Below are 15,416 nucleotides of genomic sequence, written 5' to 3'. Positions count from 1 at the left end.
ATCATTCGACCGGGCCGCTGTCGGGATCGTCGACAGGGTCCGGAAGATCGTCCGGATAGACGATGTCGATCTCACTGATCGACTTCGGGAAGTCCTTGCGGTTGTTGGTCAGGAAGCGGTCGGCGCCGGCGAGGATCGCTGTCGCGAGGTGGGCAGCGTCCGGCGCTTTGAGCCCGTATTTCACCGCGAGTGTCAGCGATGCACGCACTGTCGTCTCATCGAGCGGCAACAGGTCGAGCCGGCCGAGCAACTCGGTCAACGCGAACGTCTCCGCTGATTGCGGATCGGACCGCATCGGTTTCGTGAGAACCTCCGCGAGAAGAAGAACCGAGCCGATACCGGCAGGATCCACGCCGGCCGCTTCGCCGAACAACGGTGACACCCGCCGGCCGAGCCGATGGTCCGTGATCGCGGCATAGATCAGCACATCGGCGTCGAATGCGAACATCGCAGTTACCGAGACTCTCGGGACTCACGTACCGCACGCACGAGTTCCTCAGCGCGGGCGTCGGAGAGCGGTGCCGTCGTCAGCGGACGGCACCGCGCCTCTTCCAGGCGCCGGCCGATCTCGTCCGCCTCCGCCCGGAGAGCTGCGGCGCGGGGGGAACGCAAATCATCCGGCGAGACCAGCACCGCGACCACCTTGCCGTGCCGGGTGATCCGCACCTGCTCCCCCGCCTCGACCCGATCCAACTGCGCGGGCAGGGTCTGCCGCGCCTCGCTCGCACTGACGGTGATCACCCTTCGATCGTACGACACTGTACAGCTCGGTACAATCGACTCACGCCGGAGGCCGAGGCCCAGGTCCGAAACCTCGCCGGCCTCAGCCCCGGATCCGGTTGAGGTAGTTGTAGACCGTGAAGCGGGTCACGCCGAGCGCCTCGGCGACCGCCTCCGCCGACTTGCGATAGGCGAAGGCGCCGCGCTCCTCGAGCAGCCGCACGGCCCGTTGCTTCCCGGCTCGGTCCAGCTCGCCCAGCGGGGAGCCCATCTCGCCGGCGAGCGTGGCCAGCAGCGAGTCCAGATCCCCGGCCTGCACCTCGACCGCCGGCAACCGCACTCCGGCCACGGTCTCCCCGTCCCACACCAGGGGAATGTCCCCGCGCCGCAGCGCGTCCGGCGCGACGAACTGCGCATCCAGTCGCGCGACGAGCTCACGGACCGCCTCGACCAGCGGATGTTCGAGGCTCGGATCCGCCCTCGGCTCAGTCATCGGCGCGGTCGATCTGGATCGTGATCCGCGTGGCGCCACCGGCGAACGATCCCGCCAGGGCCTCGCGGAGCGCATCGAGCACCGCAGCCGCATCCCCCGCCACCGACGTGCCGAGAGGACCGAAGTCGTGCTCCAGGCCGCGGGCGCGGAGCACCTCGACGGCCCGCACCGCATGCGAGGGGATCTCGCCCTCACCCTCGAAGGGTTCGCTGGTGAACTCCGCGCTCAGACGCATGTCAGCATGGTATCCGGACGAATTTTCAACAAACTGTTGACGTGACTCAGATCACATGTCATTCTTCATTCAGTGGAAAACATCTTCCGCAGACCGAAAGAAGGCAGGTCAGATGGACCTTGAAGACTTCAACTCGGCGCCCGAAGGCGAACTCCGGGCGACGTTACTCGCGTGCTGCGATGTGCGCTCGTGGAGCGACGCGGTACTTGCGGGGCGGCCCTACGCCGACGCCTCCGACGTCCTCCGGGTAGCCGGCACCGCAGCACTCGACTTCACCCCCGCCGACGTGGACCGCGCCCTCGCGGCGCACCCGCGGATCGGCGAACGCGCCGCCGGCGCCTCGACCGAGGCGGCCTGGTCCCGCAAGGAGCAGTCGGGCGTCGCGACCGATGAGCAGACCCGGGAGGCGCTGCTCGCCGGCAACCGCGCGTACGAGGAGCGGTTCGACCGCGTCTTCCTGATCAACGCGGCGGGCCTGGACGCGCAGACTGTCCTCACGCAGCTGCACCGGCGCCTGGAGAACACGCCGGAGACCGAGGCCGCCGAGGTGGCCGCCGAACTGCGCGGCATCGCACTGCGCCGCCTCGCCCGCGTACTGGAACTGGAAGACGAACTCGGAGAAAGGCGCCCATGAGCACCGTCACCACCCACGTCCTCGACACCGCACGCGGTGTCCCCGCCGCCGGGGTCCCGATCCGGCTCGAACGGATCGGGCCGGACGGCACCGCCCTGCCCGTCGCGCACGGGGTCACGGACGACGACGGCCGCATCCGCGACCTCGGTCCCGACGACCTGCCCGCCGGCGTCCACCGCCTGACCTTCGACACCGCGGCCTACGCCGCGGCGACCGGCCAGGAGAACTTCTTCCCGGAGGTCTCCATCGTCTTCCGCCTCGAGGCGGTCGACGGTGCCGTGCCCCACCACCATGTCCCCCTCCTCCTCAGCCCGTTCCACTACTCCACCTACAAAGGAAGCTGACCGCCATGGCAATCCACTTGGGCCCCAACCAGTACGGCAAGGCGGAGAACCGCGTGGTGCGGATCTACCGCGATACCCCGCGGCACACGATCCGCGACCTCAACGTCTCCTCGGCTCTGCGCGGCGACTTCCGCGATGCGCACATCAGCGGCGACCAGGGGGCGGTCCTGCCCACCGACACCCAGAAGAACACCGCCTTCGCCTTCGCCAAGGAGAAGGGCATCGGCGCGATCGAGGACTACGCCCTCACGCTCGGCGGCCACTTCATCGACTCCACCCCCAAGGCCGACGGTGCCCGCATCGAGGTGCACGAGTACCCGTGGGACCGCATCCAGGTCGACGGTGCCGGCCACGACCACGCCTTCGTCCGCGCCGGCGGCGGCGTCCGGTCGACCGTGGTCAACGTCGACGGGCGCGGCGCCGACCGCAGCGCGTACGTCGTCTCCGGTATCCACGATCTGACGCTGCTCAAGTCCACCGGCTCGGAGTTCCACGGCTTCCTCAAGGACAAGTACACGACGCTGCAGGAGACCGACGACCGGATCCTCGCCACCTCCCTGGTCGCCAAGTGGCGCTACGCCCACACCGACGTGGACTGGGACGCCTCCTTCGACTCGATCCGCGCGATCATGCTCCAGCGCTTCGCCGAGATCCACAGCAAGGCGCTGCAGCAGACCCTGTACGGCATGGGCGAGGCGGTCCTGGAGAATCACCCCGAGGTCGCGGAGATCAAGTTCTCGGCGCCGAACAAGCACCACTTCCTGGTGGACCTCTCCCCCTTCGGTGTGGAGAACCCCGGCGAGGTGTTCATCGCCGCCGACCGCCCGTACGGCCTGATCGAGGCCAGCGTCGTCCGCGACGACGCCCCCGACGCCGGCTCGGCGTGGCACGGCGTTCCCGGATTCTGCTAGGTAGGCGACGACCATGACCACCGCCACCGAGACCGTCCAGCGCCCCGAGGACGAGAAGCTGCCCTTCGGCAAACTCCTCCTCTACGGCACGCAGCACATCCTCACGATGTACGGCGGCGTCATCGCGCCGCCGCTGATCGTCGGCACCGCCGCCGGGCTCTCCGCGACCGACGTGGGCCTGCTGGTCACCGCCGGCCTCTTCGTCAGCGGGCTCGCGACCATCCTGCAGACCATCGGCTTCGGCCCGTTCGGAGCGAAACTCCCGATCGTCCAGGGACTCTCCTTCGCCAGTGTCTCGACGATGGTCGCGATCGCCAACAACGGCGGCGTGCGCGCGATCTTCGGCGCGATCATCGTCGCCGGCCTGATCGGCCTCGTCCTCAGCTCGGTCTTCGCGAAACTGGTGCGCTTCTTCCCACCCGTGGTCACCGGCACCATCATCACGGTGATCGGCCTGTCCCTGCTTCCGGTGACCTTCACCTGGGCGCAGGGCGGGGCGGGGGCGAAGGACTTCGGCACGATGGCCAACATCGGGCTGGCCGGTCTCACGGTCCTGATCATCCTCGTGATCAGTCGCCTCTTCCAGGGCGCCATCTCCCGGCTGTCGATCCTGATCGGCATCATCGTGGGCACGCTCGTGGCCGCCGCGCTCGGGAAGGTCGACTTCTCCAAGGTCGGCTCGGGACCGATCTTCTCGCCCCCGCCGGTGCTGCACTTCGGGACTCCCGTCTTCCAGCTCGGCGCGATCATCTCGATGACCATTGTGATCCTGGTGATCATGACGGAGACGACGGCGGACATCATCGCGATCGGCGAGATCATCAAGTCGCCCGTGGACAGCAAGCGCGTCGCCAACGGCCTCCGGGCCGACATGGCCTCCACCACGATCGCGCCGCTGTTCGGGGCCTTCCCGTGCAGCGCCTTCGCCCAGAACGTGGGCCTGGTCGCCCTCACCGGGATCAAGAGCCGGTACGTGGTCGCGATGGGCGGCGTCATCCTGGGACTGCTCGGGCTGCTGCCCGTGGTGGGCCGCGTCGTGGCCGCGATCCCCTATCCGGTCCTGGGCGGAGCGGGCCTGGTGCTCTTCGGTTCCGTCGCCGCGAGCGGCATCAAGACCCTCTCCCGCGTGGACTACGACGGCAATCTCAACATGGTGCTCGTCGCCGTCGCGATCGGCGTGGGCATGATCCCCGTTGCGGCACCGAAGTTCTGGGACGCCTTCCCCACCGCCGTCGGCACCGTCATGCACTCGGGCATCAGCGCCGCCGCCGTGGTCGCGGTACTGCTCAACATCGTCTTCAACGAGATCACGGCGGGCAATCGGCCCGACGTCTCGGTGTTCGCCGCGGCCCGCGACGAACGCGGCAATCCCGTGCCCGACGGGGACTGACCGCCGGCCCGGCACCGTCGACCCCGCAGAAGCCGGAGTGCGCCCCTCGCGCACTCCGGCTTCGTCGTCCCCGGCGCCGGCAGTCCGCCGCGGAAAGTTGCCGGAAGGTGTTGACGTGACCCCCATCACATGCCACAATTCCATTGTACGGAACAGGTCATTCCAACAGGCGAAAGCTAGCAGGTCGTACAGACCTCGCCAGAACCTGCACCACCGTACGTCTGTCTGAAGAAGGAGCCCCTCATGAGCGCCAACGCACCCGCGAAGTACACGGTCAACTGCTCGATCCTGCTGGCCGACATCCCCCTCTTCGAGCGCCCCCGCGCGGTCCGCGAGGCCGGCTTCGACGCCGTCGAGTTCTGGTGGCCCTTCCCCACCGCGGTACCGACCGACCGCCAGGTCGACGCCTTCGTCACCGCCATCACCGATGCGGGCGTCCAGCTCACGGGCCTCAACTTCGCCGCGGGCGACATGCCGGGCGGCGAGCGCGGCCTGCTCTCCGACCCCGCCCGCGTCTCCGAGTTCCGCGACAACATCGACGTCACCCTGGGGATCGGCGAGCGCCTCGGCACCCGCGCCTTCAATGCGCTGTACGGCAACCGGATCGACGGTGTCGATCCGGCCGAGCAGGACGCGGTGGCGACCGAGAACCTGGCCGTGGCCGGCCGCGCGGCGGCGGAGCGCGACTCCATCGTGCTGATCGAGCCCGTGAGCGGCGCCCCGCGGTACCCGCTGCTCACGGCGGCGGACGCGGTCGCGGTGATCGACCGGGTCCGGGAGCAGTCCGGTGTCGACTCGCTGCGCCTGCTCGCCGACCTGTACCACCTGCAGGCCAACGGCGACGACGTCTCGGCCGCCATCGACGCGCACGCCGGCCTGATCGGGCACGTCCAGATCGCCGACGATCCCGGCCGCGGCGAGCCCGGCACGGGCACCCTCGACCTGGACGGCCACCTGGCCCACCTCGCACGCGTGGGTTACGCCGGACCGATCAGCCTGGAGTACAAGCAGACCCAGGCCGACCCCTTCGCCTGGCTCCCCCGCGAGCAGCGCGGAGCGCGCATCGCCGCCGCGTCCTCCTGAGCCCGCCCCCAGACATCCGATCCCCTCCGATCGACCCGACAAGGAACCTCATGACGAACATCGCCTTCATCGGACTCGGCATCATGGGCAGCCCCATGGCCGTCCACCTCGCGAACGCCGGACACACCGTGGCCGGCTTCAACCGCTCCCCGGAGCGCACCAAGCCGCTCGTGGACGCGGGTGGCCGCGCGGCCGCCTCCATCGCCGAGGCGGTGGCGGACGCCGAGGTCGTCTGCGTGATGGTGCCGGATTCGCCCGACGTCCAGGCCGTCCTGGCCGGCGAGGGCGGGGTCTTCGACAGCGCCCCGGCCGGTGCCCTCGTCATCGACTTCTCCAGCATCCGGCCCGATGTCACGACCGAACTCGCCGCGCAGGCCGCCGAGCGCGGCTTCCGCCTGATCGACGCACCCGTGTCCGGCGGGGAGGCCGGCGCGGTCAACGCCGCGCTGTCGATCATGGTCGGCGGCAGCGAGGAGGACTTCGCCGCGGCACGGCCCGTCCTCGACGTCGTCGGCAAGACCATCGTGCACGTCGGTCCGAACGGTGCCGGTCAGACCGTGAAGGCGGCCAACCAGCTGATCGTGGCCGGCAACATCCAGTTGCTCGCCGAGGCCATCGTCTTCCTGGAGGCGTACGGCGTGGACACCGACGCGGCCGTGAAGGTGCTCGGCGGCGGACTGGCCGGCTCGGCCGTCCTCGACCAGAAGGCGCAGAAGATGCTGGACCGCTCGTTCGACCCCGGCTTCCGGATCGAGCTGCACCACAAGGACCTCGGCATCTACACCTCCGCCGCCCGCGAGGCCGGCGTGATCGCCCCGCTGGCCGCCGTCGTCGCCCAGCTGATGGCCTCGGCCCGCGCCGTCGGCGACGGCGGGCTGGACCATTCCGGCCTCTTCCGCGGCGTCGAGCGCCTCTCCGGCCGCGCCCAGTAACCCCTTCCAGTTCAAGACCATTGGAGTAACCATCATGGCTCGTATGCGTGCCGCCGAAGCCGCGGTCAAGATCATGGAGCTCGAGGGCGCCACCCAGGCGTTCGGCGTCCCGGGCGCCGCCATCAATCCCTTCTACGCCGCGATGCGCGCGCACGGCGGCATCGGCCACGTGCTCGCCCGCCACGTCGAGGGCGCCTCGCACATGGCCGAGGGCTACACCCGCGCCGCCGCCGGCAACATCGGCGTGTGCATCGGCACCTCCGGCCCCGCAGGCACCGACATGATCACCGGCCTGTACTCCGCGATGGCCGATTCCATCCCGATCCTCGCGATCACCGGGCAGGCGCCGGTGGCGCGCCTGCACAAGGAGGACTTCCAGGCGGTCGACATCGCGTCGATCGCGAAGCCCGTCACCAAGATGGCCGTCACCGTGCTCGAACCCGCCCAGGTCCCGGGCGTCTTCGCACAGGCCTTCCACCTCATGCGTTCGGGTCGGCCCGGCCCGGTCCTCATCGACCTGCCCATCGACGTGCAGCTCGCCGAGATCGAGTTCGACCCGGACACCTACACCCCGCTGCCCGTGCACAAGCCGACCGCCACCCGCGCGCAGGCCGAGAAGGCGCTGGACTTGCTGGCCGCCGCGGAGCGTCCGCTCATCGTGGCCGGCGGCGGCATCATCAACGCCGATGCCTCCGACAAGCTGGTGGAGCTGGCGGAACTGCTGGACGTCCCGGTGATCCCCACCCTCATGGGCTGGGGCACCATCCCCGACGACCACCGGCTCGCCGCGGGCATGGTGGGCCTGCAGACCGCGCACCGCTACGGCAACGCGACGATGCTGGCCTCCGATTTCGTGCTGGGCATCGGCAACCGGTGGGCCAACCGGCACACGGGCGGGCTCGACGTCTACCGCGCGGGCCGGACCTTCGTGCACATCGACATCGACCCCACGCAGATCGGCCGGGTCTTCGCCCCCGACTACAGCATCGTCTCCGACGCCGGCGCCGCCCTCGAGGCCCTGGTCGAGGTGGCCCGCGAGCGGCGGGCGGCGGGCACGCTGCCGGACCGCTCCGACTGGGTCTTCTCGTGCGCCGAGCGCAAGCGGACGATGCAGCGCCGCACCCACTTCGACGACATCCCCGTCAAACCGCAGCGGGTCTACGAGGAGATGAACCGGGTCTTCGGGCGGGACACCCGGTACGTGAGCACCATCGGGCTCTCGCAGATCGCCGGAGGCCAGTTCCTGCACGTCTTCAAGCCGCGGCACTGGATCAACTGCGGCCAGGCCGGCCCGCTCGGCTGGACCATCCCCGCCGCGCTCGGCGTGGTGAAGGCGCAGCCCGGCACCGACGTGGTGGCGCTCTCGGGCGACTACGACTTCCAGTTCATGATCGAGGAACTGGCGGTCGCGGCGCAGTTCAACCTGCCCTACGTGCACGTGGTGGTGAACAACTCCTACCTGGGCCTGATCCGCCAGGCGCAGCGCGCCTTCGACATGGACTTCCAGGTCCAGCTCGGCTTCGACAACATCAACTCCGAGGTCAGCGACGCCCACAGCACCGACGGCTCGGACCCGATGCCGATGGCGCCCAAGGGATACGGCGTGGACCACGTGAAGGTGGCGGAGGGGCTCGGCTGCAAGGCACTGCGTGTGACCGATCCGGCCGATATCGCGCCCGCCCTCGTGCGTGCGCAGGAGCTGGCCCGCGAGCACAAGGTGCCGGTCGTCGTCGAGATCTTCCTGGAGCGGGTCACGAACATCGCGATGGGCACCGAGCTCGACAACGTCGCCGAGTTCGAGGAGCTGGCGTCCGCCGGCGCCGACGCCCCCACCGCCCTGCTCCTGCTGGATTAGGCGGACGGTGACGTGACCCGCCAGGTGACACGGGTGCTGCTCGCGCCCGACAAGTTCAAGGGTTCGCTGTCCGCCGCCGGTGTCGCCGACGCCCTGGCGCTCGGCATCGCGGACGTCGCCCCCGAGTGGGTGTGCGTGCGCGCCCCCATCGCCGACGGCGGCGACGGCACCGTCGACGCCGCCGTCGCCGCGGGCTGGGATCGGGTCGAGGTGGAGACCACCGGGCCGACCGGGGCCGCGCACACCACGTCCTACGCCCGCCGCGGCCCGGCGGCGGTGGTGGAGCTGGCCTCGGCGGTCGGCCTCGAACTCCTGCCCGACGGCGTGCAGGACGCCCTGGGCGCCACCACCTTCGGCCTGGGGACCGTGATCCGGCACGCCCTCGAGCACGGCGCGACCGAGATCGTCCTCGGCCTGGGCGGGAGCGCGTCGACCGACGGCGGCGCCGGCATGCTGCAGGCGCTCGGTGCCGGGATCGTCGACCGCGCCGGGGAGAGCGTCCGCCCGGGCGGCACCGCGCTCCTGCAGGCGGCGCGGCTCGACCTGTCCGGCCTACTGCCCGCCGCCCGGACCGCGCGGTTCACCCTCGCGTGCGACGTCGACAACCCGCTGCTCGGACCGCACGGGGCGGCCGCCGTATACGGTCCGCAGAAGGGCGCCGACCCGTCGCAGGTCACTCTGCTCGACGGTGCCCTGGAGACCTGGGCGGACGTCGTGGCGGCGGCCACCGGCAGCGACCTGCGGGACGTGCCGGGCGCGGGCGCGGCCGGCGGCACGGGCTTCGGCGCGATGGCCGTGCTCGGCGCGTCCGCCCGGCCGGGCGTCGAGATCGTCCTGGAGCTCGCCGATTTCGACGCGAAGGTGCGACAGGCGGACCTGGTGATCACGGGCGAGGGCTCGCTCGACGAGCAGTCCCTGCACGGCAAGGCGCCGGTCGGAGTGGCCGCCGCGGCCCGCGCGGCGGACGTGCCGGTGATCGCGGTGGCGGGCCGCAGTGCGCTCACCGCCGAGCAGATCCGCACCGCCGGATTCAGGGATGCCGTGGCGCTGGCGAGCCTCGAACCCGACGCCGCCCGATCGATGGCCAACGCCGCCGCGCTGCTGCGCGAGGTCGGGCGTTCGATCGCCGGGACCGCGGAGCGGGTCTGACCGGTCGGACGGTCGACCGTCGGGCCCGCCCTGCCGGGCGGGCGGATCAGGCTGAGGCCGCGAGGATCTCGCGCGGGTCGAAGGTCACGTTGACCGCGGTGATCAGCCCGTTCTCCACGTGCGTCCAGTTCACCGTCGCAGTGGCGGGGGCGGACCCCATGGTGAGGTCGAACCAGGTGATCACGTCGGTGTCATCGGCGAGGCGCAGGCGCGCCGCCACGGCCGTGATCCCGGCGGCCATCCCGGCGAGACCGGCCAGGAAGTCGTCGACGCCCCGGGTGGAGCCGAAGACGCCGTCGAACGTGACATCGGGCGCGAGATACGGGCGCAGCGGGCCGAAGTCCTTGCGCTGCCAGCAGTCGAGGTAGAGCTCCGCGATCTCGCGGGGCGTACGGGCGGGGGCGTTCGTGTTCTCGGTCATGTGATTCATCCTGCGGCCGCGCGTTCCATACGTCCAACAGCTGGATCTTATGACAGCTAGCATCAATGGATATGGAACTGCACCAGCTGCGCTACCTCGTCGCGGTGGCTGATCGCGGCTCGTTCACGCGGGCCGCGGAGGAGTTGCACGTGAGCCAGTCCGGGGTGTCGGCGCAGATCGCGAAGCTGGAACGGGAGGTCGGGCACCGCCTGCTCAGCCGGGGCCCGCGCACCGCCACGCCCACCCGGGAGGGCCTGGCCCTGCTCCCGCACGCGCGGGCCGCGCTCGCCGCCACGGCCTCCCTGGCCGCGACCGCCGAGGAGCTCAGCGGGCTGGTCCGCGGGCACGTGCGGCTCGGCACCGTCATCGGGTGCACCATCCCCGGCTACCTCCGCGGCTTCACCGCCTTCCGAGCGGCTCACCCGGCGGTCACCGTCGAGGTGATCGAGGGCAACTCCGACGGGCTGATCGACGACCTGGGAACCGGTGACCTGGACGTCGCGCTGGTCGCGCACGCCGCGCCGCTGCCGGCGGGCCCGGCCACCACCACGCTCATCCGCGAACCGCTCGCCGCCGTGGTCCCGGATACCCACCCCTGGGCCGGCCGGGCCTCGGTGAGCTGCGCCGATCTCGCCACCGAGACCGTGCTGTGCCTGCCGGCCGGTACCGGGGTGCGCGCGGCGCTGGAGGCCACCTGCGGGGCCGAGCGGGTCACCGTCACCCCGGCGGTGCAGGCGCACTCCCCCGACGCCCTGCTCACCCTGGCCGGGCTCGGCGCGGGCGTCGCCGTCCTCACCCCCACGATGAGCGCCGGTCGCCCGGGATTGACGACGGTGCCGCTGGCGCGCTCCGCGCGCACCCACCTGTCCCTCGCGACCGGGGCGGCACCGTCGGCCGCAGCGGGCGCGATGACCAGGACCCTCCTGGAGCACCTCGCCCCGGATCAGGCCGCCGGCCGCCAGCGGGCCGCGGCGGCGGCGAGCGCGACGACCGTCAGCGCGGCCACGCCGAGGCCGAGCGCGGGGTAGGTCCACGCCGAGACGACCGCGCCGGAGGCGAGGCCGCCGCCGGCGCCCGCGAGCGCGATGAGCACGTCGACCTTGCCCTGCACCCGCGCGCGGTCGGGAAGCTCCGTGCCGTCGACCACCAGCGCGGTGCCGGCCACCAGGCCGATGTTCCAGCCGATTCCGAGGAGCACCAGCGCGACGATGTTCGCCCACAGGCTCTCGCCCGGGCCGAGCGCGGCGAGCAGGCCCGCGGCCGCGAGCACGGCCGCCGAGACCGCGACCATCGGGATCCGCCCGACGCGGTCGACCAGCAGGCCCGTGACCGGCGACGGCAGGTACATACCCGCGACGTGCAGGCCGATCACCATGCCGACCGCGCCCAGCCCGTGATGGTGCGCCTGCATGTGGACCGGCGTCATCGTCATGATCGCGGTCATCGCGACCTGGGTCACCACCATCACCGCCGCCCCGAGGTGGGCCGCCGGGTGCGTGCCGCCGGCGGGCCGCTCGGCGGCGATCCGGTCACCCGGCGCGGCACCCAGGTCGCGGGCCAGGAGCAGTGGGTCGGGCCGCAGGAAGAGGAACAGGACGACGCCCGCGGCGGCGTAGGCGGCCGCGGCGAGCAGGAAGGGGCCCGCCAGTGGCGGGAGCCCGAGAGCGCGGGCCAGCGTGCCGAGCGGCGCGACGAGGTTCGGCCCCGCGACCGCGCCGATCGTGGTCGAGACGAGGGCGAGACTGATCGCCGTCGCCCGCCGCGCCGGCGTCGCGAGATCGGTGCCGGCGTAGCGGGCCTGCAGGTTCGTCGCGGTCCCCGCGCCGTAGACGAGGAAGGAGGCGAACAGCAGCGGCACATTGCCGATCGCCGCGGCGAGGACCACGCCGGCCGCACCCGCGGCGCCGGCGGCGAAGCCCGCCGCGAGCCCTACCCGGCGCCCCACGCGCTGGCTGATCCGGCCCACCAGGTACGCCGCGAACGCCGAGCCGATGGTGAACATGGCGACCGGGAGTCCCGTGAGCGACGCCGCGCCGAGCAGGTCCTGCGCGAGCAGCGCGCCGACGGTGATACCGGCGGCGAGTCCCGCGCCGCCGAGCACCTGCCCGGCCATGACCACCGCCAGCGTCCGCCGCTGCACGCGCTCGCGCAGCTCCTCCACCGCTTCGACGTCGAGCTTCGTCGTATCCACTTCCCACCTCGTCTCAACTTGTATCCTAGTTGTATCCCATTGACCCCGGTACCGTCCAGGGGTCCGGACGGATCGACGAGTGGAGGTGCGGCATGCCGACGACCGACGGTGCCCCGACGGCCGCGGAACGAGCACACGCGCACATCCGCGACGCGATCGTCGGCGGCGACCTGGCGCCCGGCGCGATGCTGAGCGAGAACGCACTGGCCGCCGAGCTCTCGATGAGCCGCACCCCCGTGCGGGCCGCGCTGGCGCGGCTGCAGGAGGAGGGCTGGGTCCGCATCTACGCCCAGCGCGGCGCGCAGGTGCAGGGGCTCTCGCCACGGGAGATCCGCGAATCCGCGCAGGTGCGCCTCGCCCTCGAATCCGCCGGCGTCTTCCACTCCGACGAGGCCGGGCGCCGCGCGCTCGCCGAACGGATGCGACCCAACCTCCGGGAGCAGGAACGCGCGCTCCACGCGGGCGACTTCGCGGCCTTCGCGGAGGCAGCCATGGCCTTCCACAACGCCTTCGTCGACCTGGCGGACAACGAGCTGATGTCGACGACCTACGCCCGGCTGCGGGACCGCCAGCGGTTCTCGCTGACGCACCACTCCGGCCGGATCATCGGCGACGCCGAGCAGGTGCTCGCCGATCACCGTGCGGTTCTCGCTGCGGCGGTCGCCGGTGACACCGTCGAGTTCACGCGGCTCCTCGACGCCCACCAGCGCGACAGCTACGGCACCGGCGCTCCGCATCTCTAGAACCCTCGCGGCAGCGGCGAGAACCGGCGCCACATGCGCCTCCGGTCCAGGTCGTTCCGTTCATCCGAGTCACCCTCGACCACCGACTCGCCCGCGCCACCGGGCCGCAGTGCGAGATCGTCACACCACCGGACCGGTAGGCTCTCCGGGTGACCGAACCGCCGATCGTGCCGAAACTGCTGGACACCGCGGTCACCGCGCTCGGCGGCAGCAAGCGGGAGGGCCAGATGCGGATGGCCGCGGCCGTCGCCCACTCCCTCGACACGGGCGAGCACCTCGCCGTGCAGGCCGGCACCGGCACCGGCAAGTCGCTGGCCTACCTGGTGCCGTCGATCCGGCACGCCGTCACCTCCGGCAAGACGGTCGTGGTGAGCACCGCGACCATCGCCCTGCAGCAGCAGCTGGTCGATCGTGACCTGCCGCGCCTGGCGAAGACGCTGAAGAAGGACCTGGGCCGCGAGCCGGAGTTCGCCATCCTCAAGGGGCGCGGAAACTACCTGTGCCTGAACAAGTTGCACAGCTCGGTGGCCTCCGAGCCGGACAGTGAGGAGCTCTTCGATCCGTTCGCCGCCTCGCGACTGGGCCGCGAGATGAAGCGCCTGCGCGAGTGGAGCAGCGACACCGAGACCGGCGACCGCGACGAGCTCACCCCCGCCGTGAGCGATCAGTCCTGGCGCCTCGTCAGCGTGGGCGCCCGCGAGTGCCTCGGCGCCACGAACTGCGCCTACGGCCAGGACTGCTTCGCCGAGGCCGCCCGCAAACGCACCGGCCAGGTGGACGTGGTGGTCACCAACCACGCCCTGCTCGCCATCGACGCCATGACCGAGGTCAAGGTCCTGCCCGACCACGACGCCGTCGTCGTCGACGAGGCGCACGAGCTGGTCGACCGGGTCACCTCCGTCGCCACCGCGGAGCTCACCGGAGCCACCGTCGCGGCCGCGGCCCGGCGCGCCGGCAAGCTCGTCGAGGAGGAGATCGCCGACGCCCTCGTCGCAGCCTCCGAGGGACTCACCCATCTCCTCGAGGACTCCGGCACGCGGCGCTGGCTCGGCCTGCCCGACGGTGCCGGGCCCGCCCTGGCCGCCGTCCGCGACGCCGCGTGGGCGACCCGCACCGCCATCGGTCCCGCGCGCGGCGCGGGCCTCGATTCGGACGCGGCGGCGGCGCGCAGCGCGGCGCTGACCGCGCTCGACGACGTGCACGACACCGCGGTCCGCGTGCTCACCGCCTTCGACGAGCCGGACGAGGCGAAGCGCCGCGACGTGGTCTGGACCTCCGACGTGCCCACCCGCGGCGGCGGTTTCCGCCGGACCCTGTACGTCGCCCCGCTATCCGTCGGGGGGCTGCTGCGCACCCGCCTCTTCGGCGAGTCGACGGTGATCCTCACCTCCGCGACGCTCGCGGTGGGCGGCGCCTTCGACTCAGTGGCCGGCTCGTGGGGCCTCCCGCGCGCCGGCGGCGCGGACGCCGCACCGTCGAAGGAACCGGACCGGGACCCGGCGCTCGCGACGGGGAAGAAGCCGGATGCCTCGATCGAGTGGAGCCACCTCGACGTGGGCTCGCCCTTCGACTATCCGCGCTCGGGCATCCTCTACGTCGCGACGAAGCTGCCGCCGCCGGGCCGCGACGGCACCAACCCCGCGGTCCTCGACGAGATCGAGACGCTGATCACCGCGGCCGGCGGCCGCACCCTGGGCCTGTTCAGCTCCACCCGCGCGGCGAAGGCCGCCGCCGAGGCGCTGCGCGAGCGGATCGACACCCCGATCCTGTGCCAGGGCGAGGGCAACACCGGCCAATTGGTGCGCGACTTCGCCGCCGACCCCGCCACCTCCCTGTTCGGCACGTTGAGCCTGTGGCAGGGCGTGGACGTGCCGGGTCCGTCGCTGTCCCTGGTACTCATCGACCGGATCCCGTTCCCCCGCCCCGACGATCCGCTGCTGACGGCCCGGCAGCGCGCCGTCGAATCGCGGGGCGGCAACGGTTTCATGGCCGTCGCGGCGACCCACGCCGCGCTGCTGCTGGCGCAGGGCGTCGGCCGGTTGCTGCGGTCGACCGACGACAAGGGCGTGGTCGCGGTTCTCGACTCGCGCCTCGCGACGGCGCGGTACGGCGGGTTCCTCCGCGCCTCCCTACCCCCGTTCTGGGAGACCGCGAATCGCGATGTCGCCGTCGCGGCACTGGAGCGGCTGGCGCAGGCCTGAGCCGGATCGGCGGACCTGTTCGGAAGCAACCGGAAGGGGCCGCAGGCCCCCGACCTTCGAGACCGTCTGCTCGCCCGAGTACCGGCCCGGAATCCCGTCGTGTCGACTACCGTT

Annotated in this window: 17 protein-coding genes; 11 read left to right on the top strand and 6 right to left on the bottom strand. The window is 71.7% G+C overall.

Annotation, left to right across the window (positions count from 1 at the left end; translation table 11 throughout):
* Position 1: 1 nt before the first annotated feature.
* From AC21LY_RS10960 to AC21LY_RS10945, 4 genes are all read right to left on the bottom strand, one after another.
* Positions 2–448 (bottom strand): type II toxin-antitoxin system VapC family toxin, encoded by a 447-nt coding sequence (locus AC21LY_RS10960; protein WP_489046501.1) that lies wholly within the window; start codon positions 446–448, stop codon positions 2–4.
* Between the two features lie 5 nt (positions 449–453).
* Positions 454–741 carry a type II toxin-antitoxin system Phd/YefM family antitoxin gene (locus tag AC21LY_RS10955; protein ID WP_489046500.1) on the bottom strand — a complete coding sequence of 96 codons (288 nt, stop codon included), beginning with the start codon at positions 739–741 and terminating at the stop codon, positions 454–456.
* Between the two features lie 82 nt (positions 742–823).
* Positions 824–1,213 carry a helix-turn-helix domain-containing protein gene (locus AC21LY_RS10950; protein ID WP_489046499.1) on the bottom strand — a complete coding sequence of 130 codons (390 nt, stop codon included), beginning with the start codon at positions 1,211–1,213 and terminating at the stop codon, positions 824–826.
* The gene (locus AC21LY_RS10945) at positions 1,206–1,448 is read right to left on the bottom strand and encodes a thiamine-binding protein (RefSeq protein ID WP_489046498.1); all 243 of its coding nucleotides are present in this window, start codon (positions 1,446–1,448) and stop codon (positions 1,206–1,208) included. Before AC21LY_RS10945 ends, AC21LY_RS10950 begins: the two co-directional genes overlap by 8 nt.
* Positions 1,449–1,560: 112 nt before the next feature.
* Between AC21LY_RS10945 and uraD the strand changes: the two genes are divergently transcribed.
* The 8 genes from uraD to AC21LY_RS10905 all read left to right on the top strand — a co-directional run bounded on the left by uraD (position 1,561) and on the right by AC21LY_RS10905 (position 9,746).
* Positions 1,561–2,082 carry a 2-oxo-4-hydroxy-4-carboxy-5-ureidoimidazoline decarboxylase gene (gene uraD, locus AC21LY_RS10940; protein ID WP_489046497.1) on the top strand — a complete coding sequence of 174 codons (522 nt, stop codon included), beginning with the start codon at positions 1,561–1,563 and terminating at the stop codon, positions 2,080–2,082.
* Positions 2,079–2,426 carry a hydroxyisourate hydrolase gene (gene uraH / locus AC21LY_RS10935; RefSeq protein ID WP_489046496.1) on the top strand — a complete coding sequence of 116 codons (348 nt, stop codon included), beginning with the start codon at positions 2,079–2,081 and terminating at the stop codon, positions 2,424–2,426. Before uraD ends, uraH begins: the two co-directional genes overlap by 4 nt.
* A 5-nt stretch (positions 2,427–2,431) precedes the next feature.
* Positions 2,432–3,337: a factor-independent urate hydroxylase gene (pucL, locus tag AC21LY_RS10930; protein WP_489046495.1), complete on the top strand. Its 906-nt coding sequence runs from the start codon at positions 2,432–2,434 to the stop codon at positions 3,335–3,337.
* 13 nt (positions 3,338–3,350) lie between these two features.
* Positions 3,351–4,727 (top strand): nucleobase:cation symporter-2 family protein, encoded by a 1,377-nt coding sequence (locus AC21LY_RS10925; protein WP_489046494.1) that lies wholly within the window; start codon positions 3,351–3,353, stop codon positions 4,725–4,727.
* Between the two features lie 243 nt (positions 4,728–4,970).
* Positions 4,971–5,810, top strand: a complete 840-nt coding sequence (locus tag AC21LY_RS10920; protein ID WP_489046493.1) for a hydroxypyruvate isomerase family protein — start codon at positions 4,971–4,973, stop codon at positions 5,808–5,810.
* 50 nt (positions 5,811–5,860) lie between these two features.
* A complete protein-coding gene (locus AC21LY_RS10915) occupies positions 5,861–6,742 on the top strand; it encodes a 2-hydroxy-3-oxopropionate reductase (protein ID WP_489046492.1) in 882 nt (293 codons plus the stop codon).
* A 34-nt stretch (positions 6,743–6,776) separates the two neighbouring features.
* Entirely contained in the window at positions 6,777–8,597 is a 1,821-nt protein-coding gene (gene gcl, locus AC21LY_RS10910; RefSeq protein WP_489046490.1) for a glyoxylate carboligase, read from the top strand.
* Between the two features lie 24 nt (positions 8,598–8,621).
* Entirely contained in the window at positions 8,622–9,746 is a 1,125-nt protein-coding gene (locus AC21LY_RS10905) for a glycerate kinase (protein ID WP_489046776.1), read from the top strand.
* A gap of 46 nt (positions 9,747–9,792) precedes the next feature.
* Here the strand turns inward: AC21LY_RS10905 and AC21LY_RS10900 are convergent, their stop codons facing one another.
* Positions 9,793–10,167 (bottom strand): nuclear transport factor 2 family protein, encoded by a 375-nt coding sequence (locus AC21LY_RS10900; RefSeq protein WP_489046489.1) that lies wholly within the window; start codon positions 10,165–10,167, stop codon positions 9,793–9,795.
* Between the two features lie 71 nt (positions 10,168–10,238).
* On the opposite strand from AC21LY_RS10900, the gene AC21LY_RS10895 reads away from it, so the two are divergent.
* Positions 10,239–11,195 carry a LysR family transcriptional regulator gene (locus AC21LY_RS10895; protein WP_489046488.1) on the top strand — a complete coding sequence of 319 codons (957 nt, stop codon included), beginning with the start codon at positions 10,239–10,241 and terminating at the stop codon, positions 11,193–11,195.
* On the opposite strand, the gene AC21LY_RS10890 is transcribed toward AC21LY_RS10895, so the two are convergent.
* Positions 11,111–12,280, bottom strand: a complete 1,170-nt coding sequence (locus AC21LY_RS10890; protein ID WP_489046775.1) for an MFS transporter — start codon at positions 12,278–12,280, stop codon at positions 11,111–11,113. The genes AC21LY_RS10895 and AC21LY_RS10890 overlap by 85 nt on opposite strands.
* Before the next feature lie 170 nt (positions 12,281–12,450).
* On the opposite strand from AC21LY_RS10890, the gene AC21LY_RS10885 reads away from it, so the two are divergent.
* Both AC21LY_RS10885 and AC21LY_RS10880 read left to right on the top strand, forming a co-directional pair.
* Entirely contained in the window at positions 12,451–13,101 is a 651-nt protein-coding gene (locus AC21LY_RS10885) for a GntR family transcriptional regulator (RefSeq protein WP_489046487.1), read from the top strand.
* Between the two features lie 149 nt (positions 13,102–13,250).
* The gene (locus tag AC21LY_RS10880; RefSeq protein WP_489046486.1) at positions 13,251–15,302 is read left to right on the top strand and encodes an ATP-dependent DNA helicase; all 2,052 of its coding nucleotides are present in this window, start codon (positions 13,251–13,253) and stop codon (positions 15,300–15,302) included.
* The last annotated feature ends 114 nt before the right edge of the window (positions 15,303–15,416 follow it).

It is taken from the genome of Tsukamurella sp. II2bb, assembly GCF_057815145.1.
Note: the sequence above shows the minus strand (reverse complement) of the source record. Positions and strands in the feature narration are given on the sequence as shown.

What these genes read in the sequence shown, in the direction of transcription:
- AC21LY_RS10960 (WP_489046501.1), bottom strand. Translation starts at nt 448, where the DNA reads ATGTTCGCATTCGACGCCGATGTGCTGATCTATGCCGCGATCACGGAC.
- AC21LY_RS10950 (WP_489046499.1), bottom strand. Translation starts at nt 1,213, where the DNA reads ATGACTGAGCCGAGGGCGGATCCGAGCCTCGAACATCCGCTGGTCGAG.
- AC21LY_RS10945 (WP_489046498.1), bottom strand. Translation starts at nt 1,448, where the DNA reads ATGCGTCTGAGCGCGGAGTTCACCAGCGAACCCTTCGAGGGTGAGGGC.
- uraD (WP_489046497.1), top strand. Translation starts at nt 1,561, where the DNA reads ATGGACCTTGAAGACTTCAACTCGGCGCCCGAAGGCGAACTCCGGGCG.
- uraH (WP_489046496.1), top strand. Translation starts at nt 2,079, where the DNA reads ATGAGCACCGTCACCACCCACGTCCTCGACACCGCACGCGGTGTCCCC.
- pucL (WP_489046495.1), top strand. Translation starts at nt 2,432, where the DNA reads ATGGCAATCCACTTGGGCCCCAACCAGTACGGCAAGGCGGAGAACCGC.
- AC21LY_RS10925 (WP_489046494.1), top strand. Translation starts at nt 3,351, where the DNA reads ATGACCACCGCCACCGAGACCGTCCAGCGCCCCGAGGACGAGAAGCTG.
- AC21LY_RS10920 (WP_489046493.1), top strand. Translation starts at nt 4,971, where the DNA reads ATGAGCGCCAACGCACCCGCGAAGTACACGGTCAACTGCTCGATCCTG.
- AC21LY_RS10915 (WP_489046492.1), top strand. Translation starts at nt 5,861, where the DNA reads ATGACGAACATCGCCTTCATCGGACTCGGCATCATGGGCAGCCCCATG.
- gcl (WP_489046490.1), top strand. Translation starts at nt 6,777, where the DNA reads ATGGCTCGTATGCGTGCCGCCGAAGCCGCGGTCAAGATCATGGAGCTC.
- AC21LY_RS10900 (WP_489046489.1), bottom strand. Translation starts at nt 10,167, where the DNA reads ATGACCGAGAACACGAACGCCCCCGCCCGTACGCCCCGCGAGATCGCG.
- AC21LY_RS10895 (WP_489046488.1), top strand. Translation starts at nt 10,239, where the DNA reads ATGGAACTGCACCAGCTGCGCTACCTCGTCGCGGTGGCTGATCGCGGC.
- AC21LY_RS10890 (WP_489046775.1), bottom strand. Translation starts at nt 12,280, where the DNA reads ATGGCCGGGCAGGTGCTCGGCGGCGCGGGACTCGCCGCCGGTATCACC.
- AC21LY_RS10885 (WP_489046487.1), top strand. Translation starts at nt 12,451, where the DNA reads ATGCCGACGACCGACGGTGCCCCGACGGCCGCGGAACGAGCACACGCG.